This window comes from Agrobacterium tumefaciens (genome assembly GCF_013337285.1).
GTDB lineage: Bacteria > Pseudomonadota > Alphaproteobacteria > Rhizobiales > Rhizobiaceae > Agrobacterium > Agrobacterium burrii.
In genome coordinates this window covers 34,796-58,053 of record NZ_SUPW01000011.1, presented here as the reverse complement: position 1 = coordinate 58,053, position 23,258 = coordinate 34,796, and the positions used below count along the sequence as shown (strand labels likewise).

The 23,258-nt window shown below is 59.6% G+C and carries 24 protein-coding genes; 4 read left to right on the top strand and 20 right to left on the bottom strand.

Annotated elements, in window-relative coordinates; translation table 11 throughout:
* Positions 1-289 precede the first annotated feature (289 nt).
* On the top strand, positions 290-667 hold the full coding sequence (locus FCH38_RS21815; RefSeq protein WP_149901608.1) for a hypothetical protein: 378 nt from the start codon (positions 290-292) through the stop codon (positions 665-667).
* Between the two features lie 80 nt (positions 668-747).
* On the opposite strand, the gene FCH38_RS21810 is transcribed toward FCH38_RS21815, so the two are convergent.
* The 7 genes from FCH38_RS21810 to FCH38_RS21780 form a co-directional block, all read right to left on the bottom strand.
* Positions 748-1,572: an AraC family transcriptional regulator gene (locus tag FCH38_RS21810; RefSeq protein ID WP_174375143.1), complete on the bottom strand. Its 825-nt coding sequence runs from the start codon at positions 1,570-1,572 to the stop codon at positions 748-750.
* A gap of 203 nt (positions 1,573-1,775) precedes the next feature.
* Complete coding sequence (locus FCH38_RS21805) at positions 1,776-3,509, bottom strand: M14 family metallopeptidase (RefSeq protein WP_174375142.1); 1,734 nt, start codon at positions 3,507-3,509, stop codon at positions 1,776-1,778.
* 5 nt (positions 3,510-3,514) lie between these two features.
* Positions 3,515-4,363: an ABC transporter permease gene (locus FCH38_RS21800; protein ID WP_149901547.1), complete on the bottom strand. Its 849-nt coding sequence runs from the start codon at positions 4,361-4,363 to the stop codon at positions 3,515-3,517.
* Between the two features lie 6 nt (positions 4,364-4,369).
* Positions 4,370-5,293 (bottom strand): ABC transporter permease subunit, encoded by a 924-nt coding sequence (locus FCH38_RS21795; RefSeq protein WP_174375141.1) that lies wholly within the window; start codon positions 5,291-5,293, stop codon positions 4,370-4,372.
* Between the two features lie 77 nt (positions 5,294-5,370).
* A complete protein-coding gene (locus tag FCH38_RS21790) occupies positions 5,371-6,906 on the bottom strand; it encodes an ABC transporter substrate-binding protein (RefSeq protein ID WP_174375140.1) in 1,536 nt (511 codons plus the stop codon).
* A gap of 42 nt (positions 6,907-6,948) precedes the next feature.
* A complete protein-coding gene (locus FCH38_RS21785; protein ID WP_174375139.1) occupies positions 6,949-8,769 on the bottom strand; it encodes an ABC transporter ATP-binding protein in 1,821 nt (606 codons plus the stop codon).
* 139 nt (positions 8,770-8,908) lie between these two features.
* Positions 8,909-9,046 carry a hypothetical protein gene (locus FCH38_RS21780; RefSeq protein WP_174375138.1) on the bottom strand — a complete coding sequence of 46 codons (138 nt, stop codon included), beginning with the start codon at positions 9,044-9,046 and terminating at the stop codon, positions 8,909-8,911.
* A gap of 401 nt (positions 9,047-9,447) precedes the next feature.
* On the opposite strand from FCH38_RS21780, the gene FCH38_RS21775 reads away from it, so the two are divergent.
* Positions 9,448-9,741, top strand: a complete 294-nt coding sequence (locus FCH38_RS21775; protein ID WP_174375137.1) for a putative quinol monooxygenase — start codon at positions 9,448-9,450, stop codon at positions 9,739-9,741.
* A gap of 60 nt (positions 9,742-9,801) precedes the next feature.
* Here the strand turns inward: FCH38_RS21775 and FCH38_RS21770 are convergent, their stop codons facing one another.
* Positions 9,802-11,703 (bottom strand): bifunctional sugar phosphate isomerase/epimerase/4-hydroxyphenylpyruvate dioxygenase family protein, encoded by a 1,902-nt coding sequence (locus FCH38_RS21770; RefSeq protein ID WP_174375173.1) that lies wholly within the window; start codon positions 11,701-11,703, stop codon positions 9,802-9,804.
* Positions 11,704-11,824: 121 nt separating this feature from the next.
* Between FCH38_RS21770 and FCH38_RS21765 the strand changes: the two genes are divergently transcribed.
* Positions 11,825-12,517 (top strand): TetR/AcrR family transcriptional regulator, encoded by a 693-nt coding sequence (locus FCH38_RS21765; RefSeq protein ID WP_149901543.1) that lies wholly within the window; start codon positions 11,825-11,827, stop codon positions 12,515-12,517.
* Here the strand turns inward: FCH38_RS21765 and aroQ are convergent.
* From aroQ to pcaD, 11 genes are all read right to left on the bottom strand, one after another.
* Positions 12,492-12,935: a type II 3-dehydroquinate dehydratase gene (aroQ, locus tag FCH38_RS21760; protein WP_153516850.1), complete on the bottom strand. Its 444-nt coding sequence runs from the start codon at positions 12,933-12,935 to the stop codon at positions 12,492-12,494. The genes FCH38_RS21765 and aroQ overlap by 26 nt on opposite strands.
* Positions 12,932-13,801, bottom strand: a complete 870-nt coding sequence (locus FCH38_RS21755) for a shikimate dehydrogenase (RefSeq protein ID WP_174375136.1) — start codon at positions 13,799-13,801, stop codon at positions 12,932-12,934. The genes aroQ and FCH38_RS21755 overlap by 4 nt, the downstream gene beginning before the upstream one ends.
* Before the next feature lie 202 nt (positions 13,802-14,003).
* Complete coding sequence (locus FCH38_RS21750) at positions 14,004-14,765, bottom strand: amino acid ABC transporter ATP-binding protein (protein ID WP_174375135.1); 762 nt, start codon at positions 14,763-14,765, stop codon at positions 14,004-14,006.
* Between the two features lie 13 nt (positions 14,766-14,778).
* Entirely contained in the window at positions 14,779-15,618 is an 840-nt protein-coding gene (locus FCH38_RS21745; protein WP_174375134.1) for a transporter substrate-binding domain-containing protein, read from the bottom strand.
* 42 nt (positions 15,619-15,660) lie between these two features.
* A complete protein-coding gene (locus FCH38_RS21740) occupies positions 15,661-16,311 on the bottom strand; it encodes an amino acid ABC transporter permease (RefSeq protein WP_149901538.1) in 651 nt (216 codons plus the stop codon).
* Positions 16,312-16,321: 10 nt separating this feature from the next.
* Entirely contained in the window at positions 16,322-16,990 is a 669-nt protein-coding gene (locus FCH38_RS21735) for an amino acid ABC transporter permease (protein ID WP_174375133.1), read from the bottom strand.
* 364 nt (positions 16,991-17,354) lie between these two features.
* Complete coding sequence (locus tag FCH38_RS21730) at positions 17,355-18,416, bottom strand: 3-carboxy-cis,cis-muconate cycloisomerase (RefSeq protein ID WP_174375132.1); 1,062 nt, start codon at positions 18,414-18,416, stop codon at positions 17,355-17,357.
* Between the two features lie 18 nt (positions 18,417-18,434).
* Complete coding sequence (pcaG, locus tag FCH38_RS21725) at positions 18,435-19,055, bottom strand: protocatechuate 3,4-dioxygenase subunit alpha (RefSeq protein ID WP_174375131.1); 621 nt, start codon at positions 19,053-19,055, stop codon at positions 18,435-18,437.
* A gap of 2 nt (positions 19,056-19,057) precedes the next feature.
* Positions 19,058-19,798 carry a protocatechuate 3,4-dioxygenase subunit beta gene (pcaH, locus tag FCH38_RS21720; protein ID WP_003505508.1) on the bottom strand — a complete coding sequence of 247 codons (741 nt, stop codon included), beginning with the start codon at positions 19,796-19,798 and terminating at the stop codon, positions 19,058-19,060.
* The gene (pcaC, locus tag FCH38_RS21715) at positions 19,795-20,229 is read right to left on the bottom strand and encodes a 4-carboxymuconolactone decarboxylase (RefSeq protein ID WP_174375130.1); all 435 of its coding nucleotides are present in this window, start codon (positions 20,227-20,229) and stop codon (positions 19,795-19,797) included. The genes pcaH and pcaC overlap by 4 nt, the downstream gene beginning before the upstream one ends.
* 3 nt (positions 20,230-20,232) lie before the next feature.
* The gene (gene pcaD / locus FCH38_RS21710) at positions 20,233-21,030 is read right to left on the bottom strand and encodes a 3-oxoadipate enol-lactonase (RefSeq protein ID WP_174375129.1); all 798 of its coding nucleotides are present in this window, start codon (positions 21,028-21,030) and stop codon (positions 20,233-20,235) included.
* A gap of 94 nt (positions 21,031-21,124) precedes the next feature.
* Here pcaD and pcaQ point away from each other — a divergent pair, with 94 nt between their 5' ends.
* Positions 21,125-22,069: a pca operon transcription factor PcaQ gene (gene pcaQ, locus FCH38_RS21705; RefSeq protein ID WP_174375128.1), complete on the top strand. Its 945-nt coding sequence runs from the start codon at positions 21,125-21,127 to the stop codon at positions 22,067-22,069.
* On the opposite strand, the gene pobA is transcribed toward pcaQ, so the two are convergent.
* On the bottom strand, positions 22,063-23,235 hold the full coding sequence (gene pobA, locus FCH38_RS21700) for a 4-hydroxybenzoate 3-monooxygenase (protein ID WP_174375127.1): 1,173 nt from the start codon (positions 23,233-23,235) through the stop codon (positions 22,063-22,065). The genes pcaQ and pobA overlap by 7 nt on opposite strands.
* Positions 23,236-23,258 lie beyond the last annotated feature (23 nt).

The following is a 23,258-nucleotide window of genomic DNA, read 5'->3' as shown; positions in this document are numbered from 1 at the left end:
GGGGTAATAAATAACCTGACGGTTATCAATCCCCGCTTCATCCGCGTCCGCCTGCAATGGAACCCACAATAGGGATCGCTGGATGATTCTCAATACAAGGCGTGCCGGTGACCATCGCGGGCGGCTTGTCTGCTAGCTTCCGCGTCTGGATGTCCCGTTATCAAAACCGGCTGCGACCGGGTGACGGGAAAACACGGATTTCATGCGCGCAAAATGATATGCCTTAACCAGTTCTAAGGGGATTGTTCGTAGTCTCGCGAAGCATATTTTGAAATTTATTTGGTGTCTGATGGGCGAATATCAAAATAAAGCTGTTGAGCTGATGCGAAATCGCGTCGGAGAAAGTATACTCAACAACAAGATCGAGCGCCGCGAGGCCTTTCTGCGCAAGGCGCTGGCTCTGTATCACGTCATGGGTGGTACGGGGGAGGGTGTTCAGGCGGCGACGAAGGACATTGCAACCCTGCCGGTGCCAACCGTCGACGTGGCCGTCGGCGATGTCATGTACAAGCTCGCCGCAATCGGCCATGTCGCCGATATCGATATCATTCAGGCCGGTTATAACAAGCTCGACGCCGCGAACCTGCATATCCTCAGCAAAGGCAAGAAGCTGTTGCAGAAGCAGCGGGAAAACAAGCTCGCCGCTACCACAATGCCGGCAAAATAAGCGTAATTTCTGTTCCTGCCCGCCAAAAATGCGGTTCAGGGCATGCCCCAGCATCAGGCTGGGGCATGCTATTTCAGACGTCAGGCGACGATCGGAATCCAGATTTCCACAGTGCCCCGTCCTGTTTGCGGATCGAAACGTCGATCATACAGTTCGAAATCGGGGGAGCGGGCAGTTTTAAGGCCGGCATCGGGCAAGACTTTGTTCCAGATCGTATAGACCGTTTTGGGAAGATCCGAGATATGGCCACTATGGGTGAAGACCGCGTAGGATTGCGCGGGCACCTCGATGTGATCCATGCCAGCTGTTTTCTTCAGCGCTTTGACGCCGGCTAGATATGTGCAGTTGCCAGCTTCATCGGCGACGCTGCATATGCCATAAGCGGCCCCGGATACGGCCTCCTCGATGTCGTTTTCACGGGTGTTAAAGGCTTGCCAGAGCGCCGGAATAGCGCTGTTGTTCTCCAGCGAACAGGTGGTGCTGAGACCGACTACCAGGAAGGCCTCGGCGCGGCGCATTTCCGGTGGCTGGACTTCGACGAACATGTCTTTCTTCATTTTGAATGGCTCCATGAGATCAAGGGATGAGGTTGATCGGGCCTTGCGAACAATGCTCGGTAATATGTTGAAATAATTCGCAAAGGCTCGTGTGAACGCCTCATGAGATCCGTATCCCGCACCAAGCGCGACGGTGAGGATGTCAGCATCGCACTGCGCGATGGTTCTGGCCGCCTCGGAAAGTCGACGCGCCCGGACATAGGACATGATCGACAGGCCGGTGGAAAGCTGGAACAATCGGCACATATGATGTGTGCTGATGGCGCAGCGGTCGGACAGGACCGTCAATGTCAGGTTTTTATGCAGATCGGTTTCGATCTGCCAGATGAGCTTGTCCAGAGCGGGCATGGGGTCTCCTGTGGTTCACGCCCGCACCATGCAAAACCGCTCCGCTTCATGCTTGATCGGGTTTGACTTGTTGTCGCGCATGGGCCTGACAATACAGGAGACATCCGAACATTTATCGGATGTTGCGCCGCTGCTTCCAAGTTGACCGGGTGCCAGCGCGCCCGAAGGTGAACACGCTGGCATGGGGTCCCTGCCTGGCGATGTCAGGCGACTTGCGGCGACACGATCTCCTGCCAGGCGTCATAGGCCGATAGAACCGTTTCCATCTGCGCGGTATGGCCGGTGATGAAATCATCGCCATAGATGGTTTCATCGGGATATTCAGTGATCAACGTCATCGGCACGGTGTGGCGGTCGTCGATGGAAGACAGGCACGGGAAGCCGTTGATGATGCGGAAGCCGGTTTCACCGGCGTGGATTTCATAAAGCGCGATCTGGCGATTATTGTAGTCCAGAAGGCCCGGAATGGCGCCGAGATGGCGGGTCACCTTGTCGAGCAGGGCTTCGGCCTGGCTTTCCCAATCCGCATGGTGGCGGATGATGAGGAAGAAACCCTTCGGCAGCGTCCACATGGCGAAATTGCGCGGCACATAACCGGATAGAGGCCGGGTCCACTCGTGAGAGGGATAACCGTGCAGGTTCACGTGCAGGCTTGCGCCGCTTATGTCCTGCGCCTTGAAGCGGATTTCCTTCTCGTTGAGATGGCTGCCTGAATTTTCCGGCGTGCGATATTCGAGATCGTCGCCCAGCGCCGTGTAGCGCGCGGCATGGTGCATATGGCGCGGATTGTCGAGGCGCAGCCGCTGATGCAGGGCGTAGCCGTCGGGGTTTTCCAGCGGCGAGATGGTGAAATGCGCGCCGCTGCGGTCTGCGAGTTTGCGGGCGGCGCGGATGGCGCCGACGATACCTGTCGTTTCGTTGGGGTGCTGGCCGCCGCTCACCATCACGGCGGCATCGCTGCCGGCCACATAACGGGCGGAAAGGATGCGGCCAGAACGGGAGCGCGCCTCGAAGACTTCGCCGCCGATATCCGCCAGCAGAGCCGAAAGCTGCCCTGCCGCGATCGGTTCGCGGGCCGTATCGATCGGCTGTTCGCCGCCGTCGAGGAAGGCGGTGGTGAGCTTGCGGGTCTCGATGCGGAGGGAGATTTCGCCTTCGTTTTTGACGATTTCCGGTACGATCTGACCGGGCTTCAGGCCCCGGTCACCCAGCGGGCGGCCGGATTTCTTCTGGAAGAATTCCAGCAGCGAGAAATAGAAATCCTCATGCAGTGCTTCACGCAGGCTGACGACTTCGTCGCCGATGGGCAGGACCATGTCTTCGGCCGGATGCGCGACGCGGATGTTCAGTTCCTCGAAATAGGGTTCTTCATTGCCCCAGCCGTGGTTGGCGACGGCATTGATCGCCGCTTCGAAAAGCTGCTCGTAATCCGTTGCCAGTCGCTCGCCCACAGCCTCACCGGCAAGCCGGAACCAGCCGGTTGGCGAGACATTGGTTTCGCCGACGATATCGGTGTGAACCCGGTTTGGGGCCGGAACCTTCAGGCTTTCCTTCTTGCCGTTGCGGCTCAGCGTAACGTCATAATGGAAGGCGTCGTCGTCGCGGGCGATGAAATCGATCTTCGCATCGCCCACCAGAGCCGCCAGCGGATAGGCCTCCAGCCGGAAACGGTTGGCGGGCGCATTGGCGTGCACCGGGTAACCCACCTCGATGGCGTCGATGCCTTCCAGATTGATCTCTTCCAGAAAGGTGAAGAGAAGCGGTTTGTAGGCGCTGCGGATACGGGCGCTGACGCCTTTTTTCTTCAGCCTTTCTTCGGCTTCGCGGCGGCTTTTGGCATCATCGAAGGTCCATGCCTCGAAGGACTGGCCGGGCGTGGCGCGGGCGACAAGCGTGTCCAGAGTACGCTCGAAGGTCTGGTCGAAAATCTGGCTCATCTGGATTACCTCGAGGTTCTGCCTGTTGGGTCAAGGCTGTCGCGCAACCAGTCGCCGAGAAGGTTGAGGCCGAGCACGGTGAGCAGGATGGCAAGGCCGGGGAAGACGCTGACCCACCATGCCGTCTGCAAGTAAGTGCGGCCGTCCGCCAGCATGCCGCCCCAGCTCGGAATGGTGGGATCAACGCCGAGGCCGAGGAAGGTGAGGCTGCTTTCAAGCAGGATGTTGTTGGCGACATTGAGCGTCATCAGCACGATGACCGGGCCGATGAGGTTCGGGAGCAGGTGCTGGAGAATGATGCGCCAGTCCTTCACGCCGATGGCGCGGGCCGAGAGAATGAATTCCCGCTCCCGCAGCGTCAGCACCGAGCCGCGCACGAGGCGGGCATATTGCACCCATTGCGATATGATCAGCAGGATGATGGTGTTGGTAAGGCTGCCGCCGACAATGGCGATGAAGGTGATGGCGAGCAGAATGAAGGGCATGGCGAGCTGGATATCGGCAAAGCGCATGACCAGCATATCCCAGAAGCCGCGATAATAACCGGCGACCAGGCCGACCGCGACGCCGAAGATGACCGCGCCGATGACCGAGGTGAAACCGACCAGCAGCGAAATCTTGCCGCCGGCGACGACGCGGGCGAGCACATCCCGTCCGAGCGGATCGGTGCCGAGCGGATGGGCGGCATTGGCGAAGGGTTTGGCAAGGCGCGCCATCAGGTCGATCTTGTCCGCCCCGCCCGGAAACAGCACGTCGGAAAAGACGACCGCAAGGCAGATGACGGTGGTGAGGGACGCGCCGAGGATGAATTCGAGATTGGTGAAGCGCGACAGGCGCGAGGTTTTGGCAGCCATCGTCACTTACTCCGTGCGAATGCGCGGATCGACAAGCCCATAGGCGATATCGACCAGAAGGTTGATGCCGACGATCATCAGCGACAGCACGGTGATGACGGCCTGAAGTACGGGATAGTCACGCGCGCCGACCGCATCGAAAGCCAGCGTGCCGAGACCCGGCCAGTTGAACACCCGCTCGATGACGACGATGCCGCCGAGCAGCCCGCCAAATTGCAGGCCGAAATAGGTGATGAGTGGAATGGCGCAGTTGCGCAGCGCGTGTTTGTAGAGAACCTTGCTTTCGCTCAGGCCCTTGGCGCGCGCCACCATGATATATTGCGAGCGCAGCGTATCGAGCATGGCGGTGCGCACAAGGCGCACATTGGTGGCGGTGAGGATGACGCCCATGGTCACTGACGGCATGATGTAGCTGGCAAAACCGCCCATGCCGCTCGGTGGCAGCCAGCCGAGCGTGATGGAGAACAGGAGCACCAGCATGGTGGCAAGCCAGAAATTGGGGAATGACAGGCCGATGAGCGAGAAGATGCGGATCATCTGATCGGCCGTCTTGCCGCGCGAGGTCGCGGCCTTGATGCCGAGCGGGATAGACAGCGCAATCGACACGGCCATGGAGATGAAGGCGAGTAGCAGCGTGGCGGGCAGGGCATCGGCGATGAGGCGCGAGACCGGCGTGCTGCCGGTGAAGCTGCGGCCGAAATCGAGCGTCACGAGACCCTTCAGAAAGCTGAAATATTGCACGAAGAACGGCCGGTCGGTGCCGAGCGCTGCGCGGATGCGTGCCAGATCGTCTTCCGTCATGCTGCCGCCACCCTGGAACATGGTGACAGCCGGATCGCCCGTCAGGCGGACGGCGAAAGAAACGAGAAGGGTGATGGCGATGACGACAAAAATCGCCTGCAGCAATCGCTTGATGAGGAAACCGGCCACGTTTTTTACCTTGAAGAGAGATCCGGCCTTGCCCGCATTGCGGCGGGCAAGGTGTGTTGATCAGAAAACCAGCCTGATTATTCGACGGTGACGTCGGTAAGCTTCAGGCGGTTATCCGGCGGTGCGATGAAACCCTTGACCCGCTTGTTGATGCCGTAAATGGCATTGGTGTTGTAAAGCGGAATTTCCAGCGCGCGTTCGGCGGCATAAGCGCCGACTTCCTTGAGGATCTTTTCGCGCTCGGCACGGTCGGTCAGCGGACGCTGCGATTCCAGCAACTTGTCCAGTTTCTCGTCCTTGTCGTAAGGGTTCCACTTTTCACCCGAGTGATACATGGAATAGGCCGTGTTATCGTAATCGAAGGTCCAGCCGCCCCATTTCTGCTGGAACATCGCGCCGGTCTTGCCCTGCGGGATGATGTCGTTCAGCAGCACGTTGGTTTCATAGGGCTTGATGGTGGCGGTAATGCCGACCATGGAGAGGTAGCTGGAAATAACCTGCGCCACTTCGTTCATCGTCGCGTCATTGCCGCGGATATCGATCTGCAGCGCCGCACCTGCCTTGACGCCGGCTTCCGCGAGCAGCTTTTTCGCGCCTTCAGGATCGTAAGGCAGCGGCTTCAGATCGGCATCGTAACCAAAGGACAGCGCGCTCTGGAAGCTGGCGATTTCCGAGGCCTGACCGGCGAGGATCGACTTGACGATGGTGCCGCGATCAACGGCCATGATGATCGCCTTGCGCACCTTCGGATCGGCGGTAATGCCGTCTCGGGTGTTGAAACGCAGCGCATCGACGGTCGGGCCGGGAACGCTGACGATCTCAAGCTTGGAATCGCCTTCGATGACCGGGATCATGCCGATCGGGATGGTGGGCGGAATGACGAGATCGACGCGGCCGGCCTGCAATTCGGCAACGGCGGTCGCCGGCTCGGCGATGAAGCGATATTCAAGCTCGGAAAGTTTTGGCGCACCGCCCCAGTAATCGGGGTTGGCTTCCAGCTTGATATTGGTCTTCGGCGCGTAGGAAACGAATTTGAATGCGCCGGTGCCGACTGGGTTGAGGTTGAAATTGTCCTCGCCCTTTTCCTTGATGTAGGCAGGCGGAACGATCATGCCGCCGTAACCGGCAAGCTTGGTGAGCAGGACGGGATCCGGCGCCTTCAGCTTCATGTCGACGGTGTAATCGTCGATGACATCGACGCTTTCGATGGCGACATAGTTGGAGCGCTGCGGACCTTTGGCACCCTGTTCGCCGAGAAGGCGCTCGAAGGTGAACTTGACGGCGGCGGCGTTGAAGGGCTCGCCATTATGGAACTTGACGTTCTGGCGCAGCTTGAAGCGGATACGCTTGCCCTCGTCCAGCTCTTCCCAGGATTCGGCAAGGCCGGGAACCAGTTTCAGGTCCGGGCCGCGATATGTCAGGCCATCGAAGATGTTGGTGGCCACGGCCGCCCATTGCACCAGAAAGGTGTCGATCGGATCCCAGCTGCCGGGGTCCTGCGGGCTGGAAATGGTCATTTTGCCGGCGGCGAAAGCCGGTGCTGCGGTGAAGGCCGTGCCGGCCAGCGCAAGCGCGACGAACGTTGTCGTCATCCCCTTTTTGATATTTGTCATCTACCTGTTCCTCTTCAGATGGTTGCGGTTTTTCGCGGTTGTTCAGGCGCTCTTTGCGATAAAGTGGCCCGGATTGATTTCCTCATGGGCGAGAATGGCCGGCTCATCGCCGACACGGCGCACGGGGTTGGGTATTTCGCCCTCGATCATGGCGATGCGGCGCTCGACGGACGGGTCGGCAACCGGCACGGCCGAAAGCAGACGGCGGGTATAATCATGCGTCGGCGTTTCGAAGACCTGCTGGCGGCTGCCCATTTCCATGATCTGGCCGAGATAAAGCACGGCGACGCGATGGCTCATCTTTTCCACCACCGCCATGTCATGGCTGATGAAGAGATAGGCAAGACCACGCTCGGCCTGCAGGTCCATGAACAGATTGATGATCTGCGCCTGAATGGAGACATCGAGCGCCGACAGCGCCTCATCGGCGATGATGAGTTTCGGGTCGGAGGCGAGCGCGCGGGCGATGCAGACACGCTGGCGCTGGCCGCCGGAAAACTCGTGCGGATAACGCGATGCATGTTCGGAGCTGAGGCCCACACGCTCCAGCAATTCATCCACCCGCCGCCGTACCGCCTTCTGATCATTGATCAAACCATGGGTGTTTATCGGCTCAGCAATCGAGAAACCGACCGTCTTGCGCGGATCGAGCGAGGCGAAGGGGTCCTGGAAGATATATTGCACCTGCTGGCGCATGCGGAACCGTTCCGCCGACGACATTTGCGAATAGCTGCGTCCGTTGAAGGCAATTTCGCCTGATACGGCTGTCTGCAACTGCTGGATGGTGCGGCCGATGGTGGATTTGCCGGAACCGGATTCGCCCACCAGCGCCAGCGTTTCGCCGGCATGAATATCGAAGCTGACCTTCTGCACCGCGCTGCAACGGTGCGTCGCCTTGCCGAACAGGTTTTTGCGGATATCGAAGCGGACGAACAGGTCCTTGACCGACAACAGCGGCTTGTCGTCATATTTCGCGGTGTTCTGCACGCGCTCTTCGCCCACCACGACCGGCTGGCCATCCTGCAACACGGTGAGCGGCAGGCGCTTGGGAAACTCTTCACCAGTCATGCTGCCGAGGCGCGGCACGGCGGAGAGCAGGGCGCGCGTATAAGGATGCTGCGGATTGGCGAAGATATCCTTGACCGGACCTTCCTCGACCTTCTTGCCCTTCCACATGACGACAACGTCATCGGCCATTTCCGCCACCACGCCCATATCGTGGGTGATGAAGACCATGCCCATGCCGAGCTGCTTTTGCAGGTCGCGCATGATGTTGAGAATCTGTGCCTGAATGGTGACATCCAGCGCCGTGGTCGGCTCGTCGGCGATCAACAGCTTCGGTCGGCAGGCGAGCGCCATGGCGATCATTACCCGCTGGCGCATGCCGCCGGAAAGCTGGTGCGGATAACGGTGCAAAAGCTCGGCCGCATCGGGCAGGCGCACCATGTCGAGCAGTTGCTTTGCCTGCTCCATAGCAGCCGTCTTGCCCAGCTTCTCATGCAGAACAAGCACTTCACAGATCTGGTCGCCGATGGTGAAGACCGGGTTGAGCGAGGTCATCGGCTCCTGGAAGATCATGGCGATCTCCTTGCCGCGGATCGACCGCATCTCCTTCTGCGAGGCCTTCAGCAGATCACGGCCTTCGAACAGGATACGACCTGCGGGGTAAGTCGCGCCCATCATGTCCGCAAGACGCATGGTCGAAAGCGAGGTGACCGATTTACCCGATCCGGATTCGCCGACGATCGCCACCGTCCTGCCGGCTTCCACGGAAAAGGATATGTCGTCCACGACGCGGCTGTCGCCGAACTCGACGCTCAGGCCTTCGACCGAGAGGAGGGCGTTGCGGTTTGCGGCAGTCATGTCAGCGTCTCCGGCTTGGCGTGCGCGGCAATTCTGGCGCGGCCATCTGAATTATGGAAGGGCAAAGGGGCGTCGGACAGGCGTTTGGTATCAAGCTCTGAGCGAAAAACGTGAATGCCGGGGAGAAGCGCATAGTGTCTCACGCCGCCTCAAGGGCGCAATGCGCATCGGATGAGGCCGGCAAGCGCGGATATTGCGATCTTGCCCCGGCTCTGAAAGCTACCGCGTCGGTGCCGGCAAAAAGACCGGCATCGGCCCCGGAATCGATGTTGCGCATGAAACTGTATTCCCCACCCTTGTTTTACAAAAAAGCTAACAAAACCCGACAATCATGTCCAGAGTGTTGAACAATTTTTGTGTACTGCTCTACAAATACGCAAATGCGCTTATTTTGGGCGCGGTGTGTTCTGGCCATCGGGTGAGGAGAAGCCGATGGCTTTAGGTCGCTTTAAAAAGGGTCGCCGCTGGCTGGACTGAGGGCATATGGATGTACGGGTTCTCTCCATACACGAACTGGTGCTCGGACTTGAACCGGTACTCCATTGCTTTTAACGGTTTGTGGATTCTGGACTAAATCCGGAAAGTTGCGCGGGCTAATTTTATCTTGATGTCGCAATGGTAGAGGTACTGCTATTCGTCGCCCGGGGCGCATGATGTAATTCAACAAGGATAGCGAACATGACGAATAGAACGGGTGCGGTCAGATTATCCGGCTTCCTGCGGTGCGCATCGGTGGAGGATATCCAGCTTGTGGAAACCCATCTTCCAGCGCACCTTCGTCTGACCAGAGCGGAACCCGGCTGCATTTCCTTTGACGTCACTCAGGCCGACGATCCTCTGATCTGGCGAGTGGAGGAACTTTTTGTCGATCGCGCCGCCTTTGATTTCCATCAGCAGCGGACGCGGGCATCGGAGTGGTTCACTGCCACCTCCGCCATTCCACGGGACTATGAGATAGTGACGCTGGCTTGAATGCAGATCGGCCGCATCGACATTACTGCCGGCTGCGGCCTGATCGGAGTTTGACGGGGCCTATTCCCGCGGCATGCCGACCGGTGGGGCGAGGCGCCGTTGCGCGGCAATGCGGAAGGGCGCGTTCATCGCACCATAACCGGCATAAGCCCCACGCCGCTCGATGATCTCGAAGAAGAAACCTTCACCGAAAGTGCGGCTATAGATCTGGAAATATTCACCATTGTCGTCGCGGTCATAAAGAATGCTCGCCTCCCGCAAGGCATCGGAAAATTCCGGTTCAAGCCCGAAACGGGCTTCGAGGTCGTCGTAATAATTGCGGGAGATCGGCAGGGCGTGGAAACCGCGCGCCTGCATTGCCTTGGCGGTGGCGAAAATATCGTCGGTGGCAAACGCGATGTGCTGGATGCTGGTGCCGAAACCCTCGGCCAGAAATTTGCCGGCAAAGGTCTTGCGGTTGTCCGCGCCGTTCATGGTCAGGCGGAAATGCGGTGAGGGAACGCTTTCGATCGCTTGGCTGCGCACCAGACCGCCCGGATCGACCACATCCACCATCGGCGTGCGGCGGGTGGAAAACAGCGAGGTGTAGAACAGGAGCCAGGTCAGCATTTCATCATAATGCGTTGTTTGCGCCAGGTGATCGATACGCTTCAGCCCGGCATCGCCTACCGGTGTTTGGCCTTCTTCCGGCACGAATTCATTGTCCCAGATGGAGGCGAGCGCCGGCGAACCGTCAAGGAAATAGATGACGCCATTGCCCACGCCCTGAATGGCGGGAACGGCGACTTCGCCTGTCTTGCGCGGTTCCGTGAAGGTCGGCGCGCCGAGCGCTTCGGCCCGGGCAAGGGCTGCCTGCGCATCATCGACCTTCAGGCCGAAGGCATAGGCATTGGTGCCGTGGATGGAATAGGACGCACCGGCGAAACTGTCGCCTTCATCGCTGGTGTTGATGACAATACGGATATCGCCCTGCGTATAAAGATTGACATCGCGATTGCGGTGCTTGCCGGTTCTTTCGAAGCCGAGCGTGGCGAGCAATGTCTCCAGATGGGCTTTTTCTTCCGGTGCCGTGGTGAATTCGACGAATTCCACCCCTTGCGTTTGCACCCGTTCCGGCATGGCGGGCACATCGATGCGAATATCAGGTTCGAGACGGCGCACCTGATCCATGAGGTTGATGAGCGAACGGTGACCGTCCTCGGCGAGCAGGCGGGCCGAGCCGCCGCGAAACTGGTCGTTGAAGATTTCCAGCGACAGCGGGCCGCTATAACCCGTTGCGGCCACGGCGCGCATAAAATCCACCACCGGCAGGTCGCCTTCGCCGGGCATGTTGCGGAAATGGCGGCTCCAGTAGAGCAGGTCCATGTCGATCAGCGGCGCATCGGCCAACTGCACGATGAAAATCTTGTCGCCGGGAATGGAGCGGATCGAATTGGGATCAATCTTGCGCGACAGCGTGTGGAAACTGTCGAGAATGATGCCGACATTGGCGTGGTCGGCGCGGCGCACCACTTCCCATGCGTCGCGGTGATCGCTGATATGCCGGCCCCAGGCCAGCGCCTCGTAACCGACGCGCACGCCGTGTTTTGCCGCAAGCTCGCCAAGGTCATGGAAATCGGCGGCGGCGCGGTCGATGCCGCCGAGCGATACCGGCGAGACATTGGAACAGATCAGCATCAGATCGGTGCCAAGTTCGCCCATGATATCGAATTTTCGCTGGGCGCGGTCGAAGGCGCGGGCGCGGTGTGGTTCCGGCATGCCCTCGAAATCGCGGAATGGCTGGAAAAGCGTGATATCCAGACCGTGATCGGCGGCCAGCGCCTTCACCTCGCGCGGTGAGGCGTCATAGGTCAGGAAATCATTTTCGAAAATCTCCACGCCACTGAAGCCCGCCTTGGCGATGGCCGCAAGCTTTTCGGGAAATTCCCCGCTGATCGACACGGTCGCGATGGATGTGCGCATTGGCATGCTCTGTCTGCCTGTGTCATAGCTCGCCATATTGCCTTCCTTTTCAGCCTTATGTACTGATTGGTTAATAATCAGGGCGTGACCGCAGGCCGCCGCCCCACCGATGGAATGGATGATGACCAAAAGCGCGACGTCGAACGGAACCCGAGACAGCCGGCAGGCGAAGCGCGATCCGGAAGGGGTTCGCCGCGACATTCTTTCGGTCGCCATGGAAGAGTTTTCGCAGAACGGTCTTTCCGGCGCCCGCATCGATGAAATTGCGGCCCGCACGCGCACGTCCAAGCGCATGATCTATTATTATTTCAGCGACAAGGAGAGCCTCTACCAGCGCGTGCTTGAGGAAGCCTATGCCAAGGTGCGCGGCGGTGAAAGCGATCTGGAGCTTGACGATCTGGAGCCGGCGGCGGCGCTCGACAAGCTCTGTCGGTTCACCTTCGACCACCACCGGCGCAATCCGGCCTTCATCCGCATGGTGATGATCGAAAACATTCACCACGGCCGCCACATGCAGTCCTCCGAAACAATCCGCCAGTTGAACCGGCCGGCGATCGACGCGCTGGAAAGCGTGCTGCTGCGCGGCCAGAAAGGCGGCATCTTCCGCGATGGCATCGATGCGCTGGAACTGCACTGGCAGATCAGCGCGCTGTCCTTCTTCAACGTTTCGAACGCCGAGACCTTTTCGTTCATCTTCGGCGACGGCCTGTTTACCGAAAACGGTCAGGAGACATTGTCGCGGCATGTCAGCGACATGGTACTGCGTTATGTGCTGACGCCCGCCCATATCACGACGATCGGGAAAAACGGTTGATGAGGTGGCGAAGCGCCACTTCGTAACCTTCGATGCCGAGACCGGCGATCACGCCTTCGGCGCGGGTCGAGACGTAGGAATGGTGGCGGAAAACCTCGCGTTTGTGGATGTTGGAAATATGGACCTCGATGACAGGCGCTTCGAAGGCATTCAGCGCATCTAGGATCGCCACTGATGTATGGGTAAAAGCGCCGGGATTGATGACAATGCCCGACGATTTGCCCCGCGCGTCGTGAATCCAGTCGATCAGCTCATATTCGCGGTTGCTCTGGGCGAAGAACAGCTCATGGCCGGCAGCATCGGCCACCTTGCGGCAGTTAGTCTCCACATCGGCCATGGTCTCATAGCCGTAGATTTCCGGCTGGCGCTGGCCGAGCAGGTTGAGATTGGGTCCGTTCAAAACAGTAAAAAGGCTCATGCCACCCCCTCCGCCATGCAAAGTTCGGTGAAATGCGCCGTCATCCGTTCCGCATCCGGCTCGCGGCCGCAGAAGAGACGGAATGCGCCGACGGCCTGAAACACGGTCATGCCGCCGCCGGGCAGGGTGCGACAGCCTTTTGTTGCTGCCGTCGCCAGAAGCTCGGTGACCAGCGGCATATAGACGATATCGGCCACCCAGTGCCGCTGTTCGATGAGATCGGCCGCAACCGGCATGCCGGGGTGGGCGGGCATACCCATTGGCGTCGCATGGATGAGACCATCGGCGAAGGGCAGGGAGGCGGCCGGGTCGTCAACGGCAAAGGCGCGGCCTTCGCCGAAACGGGCATTGAGTTCGCCAGCCAACCTTTCCGCCCGCGGGAAATCGCGGTCGAAAATATCGAGACGGGCGATGTCGAGCTTCAGCGCGGCGTGGGCCACGGCCACACCCGCACCGCCAGCGCCGACCAGCAGCGCCCGGTCACGTTTTGCATCCGGCAGGCCGCGCACGAAACTTTCGTAAAACCCGTACCAGTCGGTATTGTGGCCGATGCGGCGACCGTCTTTGAAGACGACGGTGTTGACTGCACCCAGCATGCGGGCATCGTCCGACAATTCATGCAGGTGCGGAATGACCGCCTGTTTGAAGGGATGGGTAATGTTGGTGCCGGCAAAGCCGCGCGTTTCCAGCTCTTCGAGCAGATCGGCAAGGGCGCTGGCTGGCAGCTTGCGGGCGGTAACGTCGACCAGCTCATAAGTATAATCGAGCCCGTGGGCAGCCCCTTCGCGCATGTGCAGCGCCGGCGATTTGGAAAGCTGGATATCGGCGCCAATCAGGCCGACCTTGAAGGATTTTGTTTCTGTCATGATCGGGTGTCGTTCGTCGGTTCGGGGCAGGCTGCGCCTGCCTTCAGGTTGCTGGCGAGGTGTTGAAACCTCTCCTTCGTCATCCTCGGGCTTGACCCGAGGATCCTAGCGTGTTGAAATCAGTGGATCCTCGGGTCAAGCCCGAGGATGACGTCGCGTATGCCGAGAGGTCGCCACAAGTCTGAGGGCAGATGGACGAACCTCAATGGTGGGCGAGAATTTCGCCGAGGAACGTGCGGGTGCGCTGGTGCTTGGGGTCGCGGAAGAACTCGTCCGGCGGGCCTTCCTCGATGATCTCGCCTTCCGACATGAAGACCACGCGGTCTGCCACCTGCCGGGCGAAACCCATTTCATGGGTGACGCAGATCATCGTCATGCCGTCACGGGCAAGGCCGATCATGGTGTCGAGCACTTCTTTCACCATTTCCGGATCGAGCGCCGAAGTCGGCTCATCGAACAGCATGGCTTTCGGCTCCATGCACAGCGCACGGGCAATCGCCGCGCGCTGCTGCTGGCCGCCGGAAAGCTGCGCCGGATATTTATCGGCCTGATTGAGAATGCGCACGCGCTCCAGATATTTGCGTGCCGTCGCTTCCGCTTCGGCTTTCGAAAGCCCCTTCACCCGCATGGGGGCGAGCGTGCAGTTTTCCATGATGGTCTTGTGCGGGAAGAGGTTGAAGCTCTGGAACACCATGCCCACCTCGCGGCGAACCGCATCGATGGCGCGGCTGGAATCCGAAAGCGTCGTTCCCTCCACCGTGATCTTGCCCTGCTGGATTTCCTCCAGATGGTTGATGCACCGGATAAGGGTGGATTTTCCCGAACCGGACGGGCCGCAAAGGACGATTTTTTCACCCTTGCGAACCGTCATGTCGATATTTTTAAGCGCGTGGAAGGCTCCATACCACTTTCCAACCCCTTGAAGGGCGATAAGCGGAACCTCGGCAGTTGTGGATTGTGGCATGGAAACCTCCGGATTACTTCACGGTGAAGGGGATGTCGGGCAGGCTGTCCGGGAAGGCGGGAACTTCGCGCTTCATCCACTTGTCGTAGATCTTGGCCAGCTGGCCATCGGACTTGATCTTGTCGAGGAAGGCGTTGACGGTCTCGTTCCAGTCCTTTTCTCCCGGGCGGGTGCCGGCGCCGTTATAAAGCGTCGTCAGATCGAACTTCGGCTCGTATTTGCCTTCCGCCGCCTTGTTCAACCGGTCGCCATAAAACTGATTGCCGCCGACGGCTTCCACCTGGCCCGAGATCAGCGCCTGAATGTTGGCGGCGTCATCGTCGAAGCGCAGGATATTTGCGTTGGAGCCCGCACCTGCGGTGATCGAGGTGTCCATGGCGCTTGACTTCGGCACGCCAACGGAAACGCCGGTCAGATCGTCATAGCCGGCGATCTTCTTGTCTTTCGGGCCATAGACGGACAACACGTTGCCGGCATAGGGCTTGGAGTACTGGATGGTCTTGGCGCGCTCGGCCGTCATGCCCATGGTTGCGAACAACAGGTCGACCTTGCCGGTCAGCAGGGCCGGAATGCGGTTTGCCACGGCAAGCGGCACGAATTCGACCTTGACGCCAAGATATTCGGCAAAGGCCTTGCCGATATCGGCATCGAGACCGTCCTGTACGCCGGTGGAATTGACGAAGCCCCATGGCGAATTGTCGCCCTGAATGCCGATGACGACCTTGCCCTTGGCCTTGGCCTCATCGACCGTGCCGGCGAAGGCGTCGACCGGCGCGACAAAGGGTAGCGCAACCGTTGCCGCGGCAAGCGCGAGCAGAGCGCGGCGAGAGAGTTTCATGGTGGTGGTTTTCATCTTTTGCTCCTCCTTACAAAGCTGATGAGATGGTTTTGGTTGTTAACGGGAATTGGCCTGCATCCGTCTCTCCACGCCCGCACCCCAGAGGGAGAGCGGCCAGCAGATCAGGAAATAGATGATGCCGACGATGGCGAAAACGGTGAGCGGGCGGAACGTCTGGTTGGAGACGATCTGTCCGGCACGCGACAACTCGACGAAACCGACGATGGCCGCAAGCGAGGTGCCTTTGATGAGTTGCACCAGAAAACCGATGGTGGCCGGCAGCGAAATCTTGAAGGCCTGCGGCAAAACCACGTCCTTCATGCGCGAGATATAATGCAGGCCGAGCGCGTTGGCGGCCTCTGTCTGGCCTTTCGGCACCGCCTGGATGCCGCCGCGCCAGATTTCTCCGAGAAAGGCGCTGGCATGCAAGGTAAACGCGATGGCGACGGCGACCCAGGCATCGACATTGAGACCCGCGAGCGCCACGCCGTAATAAACCACGAAAAGCTGCATCAGCAGCGGCGTTCCCTGGAACACCGCAATGAAAGCCGTGCTTGCACGCTGGACCGCCACGCTATCGGCAACACGGGCAAGCGCCACGCAGAGACCGAAGACACCGCCGCCGATGAAGCCGATCACGGTCAGCGCCAGCGTCCATTTCAGGCCTTGCATCAGGAAGAAGAGTTGGTTGGGACCGATGGATTCCATTGTCTTCTCCTCACTTGACCGGATAGCTGAAGGATGCGCGGGAGATGAGCGAGAAAACGCCCATCATCAGCGAGGAAATGACCAGGTAAAGCAGCGTGATCGAGAAATAGACCTCGAACGACCGGAAGGTGTCCGCCTCGATTTGCTGCGCCACCGATGTCAGTTCGTAAGCCGCGATCGAGGTGCAGACCGATGTCGTCAGCGTCAGCATGATGAACTGGCTGGTGAGCGACGGATAGACCGCGCGCAATGCCGGCTTCAGAATGATATGGCGGAAGATTTGCGACCGTTGCAGGCCGAGCGCCAGTCCAGCTTCCACCTGCCCCTTGGGAATGGAATCCACGCCGCCGCGAATAATTTCAATGGCATAAGCGCCGCCGTTCAAAGCCAGCGCAATGATGGCGGTGACGGTGGGGTTAAGCTTGATGCCGATCTGCGGCAGGGCGAAGAAGATGAAGAATATCTGCACCAGAAACGGCGTGTTGCGGATGACTTCCACAAAACCGATGACCAGATTGCGTAGCAGCTTGAACCGCGAACGACGGGCAACGACGCCGAGAACGCCGATGACGGTGGCGAGCGACATGCCGGCGATTGCAAGGCCGATCGTTGCCAGACAGGCTAAAAGCAGCTCGGGAAGGCGGTCCATGACCACCGAAAAATCGAGACTGTAAGACATTCTTCCTCCCAACCCGTTCGGGTCCGGACAGGCGTTTCGCCTTGTCCGTATCGCTTTGGACACCTGGTGGCGCCAAAGCCCTCCATTGTTTTGCCCTGCCTTGGAAGCTCTTCTTCCTCTTCCCCGGCATGTCTTAACGTGAATGTTTGTACCAGTTAGTTCATTTTAGAGTCAAGCGTCATGCCCGGTGAAAAGCGCCTCAAAAGCGGTTTTTTCTTCTTTTTAGTTTTTCCGGAAAGTCTTTTTATATCAATGTGTAAGGCGAGAATTCGCAAGCGGTTTCGATGCACGGTTGCGCTGCCTTGGCTTTCCCATTGGAAGCGTCCGGGAACCTGTCTTCTTTTGGAAAACACCAGTCTTTCGGCTAGTCTTCGCCGGCTCCCAGCCTGTCGATCTGCCCGGCAAGCCGTTCGGCAATCAGAAGTGCGGCGCCTGTTGCCGTCACCATTTGTGGCAGCGTCATCCATTCGAGCATCCAGCCCGCGCCGGAACGTTCCTGTTCATGGACGAGGGACTGATGCAGCGCCGATATCTGCACGGCGTTGAAGCGCGAAAGCGTCACCAGCGTTTCCGCATTGACCGGGTTCTGCTTGTGCGGCATGGCCGAGGAGCCGCCGCCGCCGGAAAGGCGGATCTCCGCGCCGAGTTCGGCCATCAGCGCGATATCCTGTCCGAACTTGCCGAGCGCGCCGGTGATGAGGGAGAGAATATTGCCGAATTCGGCGATGCCGTCGCGCTGGCTCTGCCACTGCAGTCTATCGGCAAGGCCAAGCCGTTTTGCGAGATCGGCGCGGACTGTATCGGCATTGTCGCCGAGTTTTTCCAGCGTACCGGCCGCCCCGCCGAACTGCAGGGCAAAACCATTCTGCGCAAAGGTTTCGAGCCGCAGCAGGTGGCGCTCCAGTGCCGCGGTCCAACTTGTCGCCCGGTCGGCGACGGTAATGCCGATGGCGGCCTGCATGCGGGTATAACCCGTCAGCGGGTTATGGCCGTCACGGGAGGAAAGGTCACTGAGCGTATCGATGAGGTGGCCGAGGCGGATAGTGATGATTTCAGTTGCCGCCTTCAGCCGCAGCATCAGGCTGGTATCGATGACATCCTGGCTGGTCGCGCCGAAATGCACTTTGTCCGCTGCCTTGTCGGCGACCGCTGCCCGCATCTGCCGCACCAGTTCCGGCACCACCACGCCATCCTTTGCGACGGCATGGCGAAGTGCTGTCATATCGGCGGCAAAGTCGGTCAGCCCCGAAACGATGGCTTCCGCCACACCATCCGCCAGAATACCGGCCTCGGCTTCCGCTTCCGCCAGAGCCGTTTCGAAGCGGACCATGGCGTCGATATCCGCCTTTGCCGCAAACAGTTCGACGATCTCGCTATCGCCGAAAAGGCCTGACAAAAACGGATGTTCGAAGGGTGTAAGGCTCATCTCAGGTTTCGCTTCCGCTTAGATATCGAAAAACACCGTTTCGCCTTCGCCCTGAAGACGGATATCGAAACGATAGATATTCCCCTCTTCCTTCCTGGCGACAAGCGTGGCGATGCGGCTTTTCTGTTCGACGCGTGCAAGAACCGGATCGGCTGCATTGGCCTCCTGCTCTTCCGGAAAATACATGCGGGTCTGTAGACCGATATTGATGCCGCGCGCCACGATCCAGAAGGTGATGTGCGGCGCCATCGGCCGGCCGTCGCGGAAAGGCACGGTACCCGGCTTGATCGTCTCGAAAATGAATTCGCCGGTATCCATGTCGCCGGGTGAGCGGCCCCAGCCGGTGAAATTCGGATCGGCCTTGCCGCGTGTCTCGCTCGGGCTGTTGTAAAAACCGTCCGTGTCGGCCTGCCAGATTTCGATCAGCGCGTCCTTCAGCGGCATGCCTGCGCCGTCATAGACAGTGCCGCGCACGCTGATGCGCTCACCACGGGCCTTGTCGTTGTAGAGCGCGCCAGATCCGAGATCCTTTTCGAACACGCCTTCGATGCCGACGAAATTGGGTGTGCAGCCGATATGCACATAGGGGCCTGCCGTCTGCGAGGCGGTCTCTTTGAAATAGTTGAGCGGCTGAACCATGGTCAGTTGCCCTCCATGCGGTTTTCGAAAAGGGTCGAGCGGCGACCGCGCAGCACGATATCGAACTTATAGGCCAACATATCCATCGGCAGCGTCGCATTCATGTCCAGCGGTGCGATCAATCTTCTGATCGCATCCTCGTCCGGAATGGTTTTGACGATGGGACATTTCCAGATCAGCGGATCGCCTTCGAAATACATCTGGGTGATGAGCCGCTGAGCAAAGCCGTGGCCGAAGACCGAGAAATGGATGTGGGCCGGCCGCCAGTCATTGACGCCGTTCGGCCAGGGGTAAGCGCCCGGCTGGATGGTCTTGAACCAGTAATAACCGTTCTCGTCGGTAATCGTGCGGCCGACGCCGCCGAAATTCGGATCGATGGCGGCGAGATAGCTTTCCTTCTTGTGGCGATAGCGTCCGCCGGCATTGGCCTGCCAGAATTCCACCAGCGCGCCATCCACACCGCGGCCGCGCTCATCCAGCACCCGGCCGTGCACCAGAATGCGCGGGCCAACCGGCATTTCGCCGGGGCGGGCGTAATTGAGGATGAGGTCGTTATCCAGCGGGTTCAGCATGCCATGGCCGAAGACCGGGCCGGTGATCTCGCTTTTCGTGCCTTCCAGCGAAATCAGCGCGCGCTGCGGTGAACGCAGAATGGAGGTCTTGTAGCCGGGCGCATAGGCCAGCGGGTGAATATCGCGGTTGCGCGCGAAGAACGGCCCGGTTTCGGGCGGCTGGTTGCTCATTTCGTCTCCTCCCCATCGCCAGAATTATCATGGGAACTATCGGCCTTCATGCTGGCCAGGGCAAGCTTGGCGATCTTGAAAGCATGGTTGGCGGCAGGTACGCCGGCATAGATCGCCACATGCAGCAGCGCCTCGCGGATGTCGGCTTCGGTGGCGCCGGTATTGGCGGTGGCGCGCACATGCATGGCCAGTTCCTCATCCTGCCCCAGCGCGGCGAGCAAGGCGATGGTGACCATAGAGCGCTCGCGCTTCGTCCAGTGATTGCCGGACCACACCGTGCCCCAGGCGGCTTCGGTGATGAGTTGCTGGAAGGGCTGGTCGAAGCCGGACGTCATGGTCTGCGCCCGGTCCACATGGGCGTCGCCCAGCACCGAGCGACGGGTTTTCATGCCCTGTTCGAAACGTTCATTCTTGTCGATATGGTCCGCCATCGGTCAATGCTCCGGCAAGGTCTTCAGAAAAATGCACGCTGCCTGTGTGTAGGCACGCGGCTGTTCAAGGCAGGGAATGTGTCCGCAGCCGGCAATGGTTACAAAGCGGCTCGCAGGGATAAGATCGGCCAGCGACCGCACCAGTTCCGGCGGGGTGGAGCCGTCCTGATCGCCTGCGACACAGAGTGTCGGCACGGCGAAGCGGCCTGCTTCTTGCGTAAAATCCGCATCGCGGATGGCGGCGCAGGTGCCGCTGTAACCCGCTTCCGGCTGCTGGCATAACATGTTGCGCGCACCGGCATAAGCGGCATTGTCCGGTGTGCGGAAAGCGGACGTAAACCAGCGCTCCATGACGGGATCGACCAGCGAGGCGAGACCGTTGGCGGCAATCTTGTCGATGCGTGTATTCCACATTTCGGCCGTGCCGATCTTGTGGGCGGTGTTGCTAAGCACCAGGGCGCGGACGAGATCGGGACGGCGCGCATAAATCCCCTGCGCAATGAGGCCACCGACCGAGAGGCCCCAGATAATGGCGCTTTTTACGCCGAGATGATCGAGGAGTTCGATCAGGTCACCGGCATGATCGTCGATGGAATAGGGAGTGCGCCCGACATCGGAAAGCCCGTGGCCGCGCTTGTCGTGCAGGACATACGCATAATCATCGCCCAGCGCTTCTATCACCGCATCCCAGATGCGGAAATCGGTGCCGAGCGAATTGATGAAGGCGATGACCGGCTTGCCGCTGTCCAATCCCTTAATGCGATAATGGATCACAGTCTCGCCGCAGCGCAGAAAATGCATGATGTGCTCCTCCTGCGAAAGATATTGCAAGCCAGTTCCGGTTAAGTAAAATGACATTATCGATGAAAATCATAACCTATGGATTATATGAGCGATGGTCGACCAGCGTATCAAGTTCCGCCACCTGCAGACTTTCGTGGAGGTGGCGCGCCAGAAAAGCGTCATCCGCGCGGCGGAAATCCTGCATGTCAGCCAGCCGGCGGTGACGAAGACCATTCGCGAGCTGGAAGAGATTATCGGCGTCTCGTTATTCGACCGCGAGGGGCGCGGCATCCGTATCAGCCGTTATGGCGAGGTGTTCCTGCGCCATGCGGGCGCGACGATGACGGCGCTGCGTCAGGCGGTCGATTCGGTCTCGCAGGAGGCGGCGCGTGCCGGTCCTCCCGTTCGGGTCGGCGCTCTGCCCACGGTTTCGGTGCGGATCATGCCGAAGGCGATGGCCGGTTTTCTGGCGGAAAAGACCGGCAGCCCGGTCAAGATTGTCACCGGCGAAAACGCCGTGCTGCTGGAGCAGTTGCGTGTCGGCGATCTCGATCTCGTCGTTGGGCGTCTCGCCGCGCCGCAGAAAATGGCGGGCTTTTCTTTCGAACATCTCTATTCTGAAAAGGTGCGCTTCGTGGTGCGCGCCGGCCACCCGCTGCTTTCTCCGGGCCTTTCGGTGTTCGATCACCTGCATGAATATCCGGTGCTGATGCCGACGCGGCAATCCGTCATCGGTCCTGTTGTTGAGCAGTTTCTGATCGCCAACGGCGTTCCGGCCCTGCCGATCCGCATCGAAACCGTCTCGGATGCCTTCGGCCGTGCCTTCCTGCGTACCAGCGATGCGATCTGGATCATCTCGGAAGGCGTGGTGGCGGCAGATGTGGCGGATGGCATTCTGGCGATCCTGCCGGTTGAGACCGGCGACACCAGCGGTCCCGTGGGGCTGACGGTCAGGGCCGATACGCAGCCCTCCCTGCCGCTGTCGCTGCTGATGCAAGCCATCCGCGAAGCGGCGAGCGAGCTGCTGGATGGGAAAACGGAAGCTGCCTCTCAGTAAGGAAGCCCGACATAATTTTCCGCAAGGGCCGTGGAAGCGGCGCGGGATTGGACGAGATAGTCCAGCTCCGCTTCCTGAATGCGCTGGCCGAAATCTCCCGTATCGGGAAAGCGATGCATCATTGTCGTCATCCACCATGAGAAACGCACAGCCTTCCAGACGCGGGAGAGCGCCTTTTGCGAATAAGCATCTATGCCGGCCTTGGACCTGTCGCGATAAAACTCGATCAGCGCCTCGCTCAGATAATGCACATCGCTGGCGGCGAGGTTGAGGCCCTTAGCACCGGTGGGTGGCACGATGTGTGCGGCATCGCCCGCCAGAAACAGCCGCCCAAACCGCATGGGTTCGCAGACGAAGGACCGTAGCGGCGCGATGGATTTTTCGAAGGAAGGGCCGGTTACCATGGCATCCGCATGGTTTTCCGGCAGGCGACGGCGGATTTCATCCCAGAAACGCTCGTCACTCCAGTCCTCGGGCCGGTCATTCAGCGAACATTGGATGTAATAACGGCTGCGTGTGTGCGAGCGCATGGAACAGAGAGCAAAACCGCGCGGGTGGTTGGCGTAGATAAGTTCGTGGTTGACCGGCGGCACATCGGCCAGAATGCCGAGCCAGCCGAAGGGGTAGACCTTCTCGAATTCCTTGATCGCGCCCTGAGGCACCGATTTGCGGCTCACACCGTGAAAACCGTCGCAACCGGCGACGAAATCGCAATCGATCCGGTGGGTTACGCCGTCTTTCTGGTAGGTGACATAGGGGCTTGCGCCATCAAAATCATGCGGTTCGACATTGCCGGTGTCATAGATCGTCACAAGGTTTGCCGCCTCACGCACATCCATCAGGTCATGGGTCACCTCGGTCTGGCCATAGACCATGACGCGTTTGCCGGCGGTTAGATCGAACAGATCGATGCGATGGTCGCGGCCGTCGAAGGTCAGCGAAAAACCGTCATGCGGCAAGCCTTCCCGGTGCAGGCGCTTATCCGCGCCAACCTTTTCCATCAGCTGCACCGTGCCTTCTTCCAGCACACCGGCGCGGACGCGGCCGAGGATATAATCCTTGCCGACCCGGTCGAGAATGACGGTCTCGATGCCTTCTCTCGCAAGAAGCTGGCCGAGCAGAAGCCCTGATGGGCCGGAGCCGATGATGACGACCTGTGTGCGCATTATTTCCTCCCGAACTTGTCTCC

Excerpts from the sequence above, each read along its gene's own strand:
- FCH38_RS21815 (WP_149901608.1), top strand. The coding sequence starts at position 290 with ATGGGCGAATATCAAAATAAAGCTGTTGAGCTGATGCGAAATCGCGTC.
- FCH38_RS21810 (WP_174375143.1), bottom strand. The coding sequence starts at position 1,572 with ATGCCCGCTCTGGACAAGCTCATCTGGCAGATCGAAACCGATCTGCAT.
- FCH38_RS21805 (WP_174375142.1), bottom strand. The coding sequence starts at position 3,509 with ATGAGCCAGATTTTCGACCAGACCTTCGAGCGTACTCTGGACACGCTT.
- FCH38_RS21800 (WP_149901547.1), bottom strand. The coding sequence starts at position 4,363 with ATGGCTGCCAAAACCTCGCGCCTGTCGCGCTTCACCAATCTCGAATTC.
- FCH38_RS21790 (WP_174375140.1), bottom strand. The coding sequence starts at position 6,906 with ATGACAAATATCAAAAAGGGGATGACGACAACGTTCGTCGCGCTTGCG.
- FCH38_RS21785 (WP_174375139.1), bottom strand. The coding sequence starts at position 8,769 with ATGACTGCCGCAAACCGCAACGCCCTCCTCTCGGTCGAAGGCCTGAGC.
- FCH38_RS21780 (WP_174375138.1), bottom strand. The coding sequence starts at position 9,046 with ATGCGCAACATCGATTCCGGGGCCGATGCCGGTCTTTTTGCCGGCACC.
- FCH38_RS21775 (WP_174375137.1), top strand. The coding sequence starts at position 9,448 with ATGACGAATAGAACGGGTGCGGTCAGATTATCCGGCTTCCTGCGGTGC.
- FCH38_RS21770 (WP_174375173.1), bottom strand. The coding sequence starts at position 11,703 with ATGCGCACATCCATCGCGACCGTGTCGATCAGCGGGGAATTTCCCGAA.
- FCH38_RS21765 (WP_149901543.1), top strand. The coding sequence starts at position 11,825 with ATGACCAAAAGCGCGACGTCGAACGGAACCCGAGACAGCCGGCAGGCG.
- aroQ (WP_153516850.1), bottom strand. The coding sequence starts at position 12,935 with ATGAGCCTTTTTACTGTTTTGAACGGACCCAATCTCAACCTGCTCGGC.
- FCH38_RS21755 (WP_174375136.1), bottom strand. The coding sequence starts at position 13,801 with ATGACAGAAACAAAATCCTTCAAGGTCGGCCTGATTGGCGCCGATATC.
- FCH38_RS21750 (WP_174375135.1), bottom strand. The coding sequence starts at position 14,765 with ATGCCACAATCCACAACTGCCGAGGTTCCGCTTATCGCCCTTCAAGGG.
- FCH38_RS21745 (WP_174375134.1), bottom strand. The coding sequence starts at position 15,618 with ATGAAAACCACCACCATGAAACTCTCTCGCCGCGCTCTGCTCGCGCTT.
- FCH38_RS21740 (WP_149901538.1), bottom strand. The coding sequence starts at position 16,311 with ATGGAATCCATCGGTCCCAACCAACTCTTCTTCCTGATGCAAGGCCTG.
- FCH38_RS21735 (WP_174375133.1), bottom strand. The coding sequence starts at position 16,990 with ATGTCTTACAGTCTCGATTTTTCGGTGGTCATGGACCGCCTTCCCGAG.
- FCH38_RS21730 (WP_174375132.1), bottom strand. The coding sequence starts at position 18,416 with ATGAGCCTTACACCCTTCGAACATCCGTTTTTGTCAGGCCTTTTCGGC.
- pcaG (WP_174375131.1), bottom strand. The coding sequence starts at position 19,055 with ATGGTTCAGCCGCTCAACTATTTCAAAGAGACCGCCTCGCAGACGGCA.
- pcaH (WP_003505508.1), bottom strand. The coding sequence starts at position 19,798 with ATGAGCAACCAGCCGCCCGAAACCGGGCCGTTCTTCGCGCGCAACCGC.
- pcaC (WP_174375130.1), bottom strand. The coding sequence starts at position 20,229 with ATGGCGGACCATATCGACAAGAATGAACGTTTCGAACAGGGCATGAAA.
- pcaD (WP_174375129.1), bottom strand. The coding sequence starts at position 21,030 with ATGCATTTTCTGCGCTGCGGCGAGACTGTGATCCATTATCGCATTAAG.
- pcaQ (WP_174375128.1), top strand. The coding sequence starts at position 21,125 with ATGGTCGACCAGCGTATCAAGTTCCGCCACCTGCAGACTTTCGTGGAG.
- pobA (WP_174375127.1), bottom strand. The coding sequence starts at position 23,235 with ATGCGCACACAGGTCGTCATCATCGGCTCCGGCCCATCAGGGCTTCTG.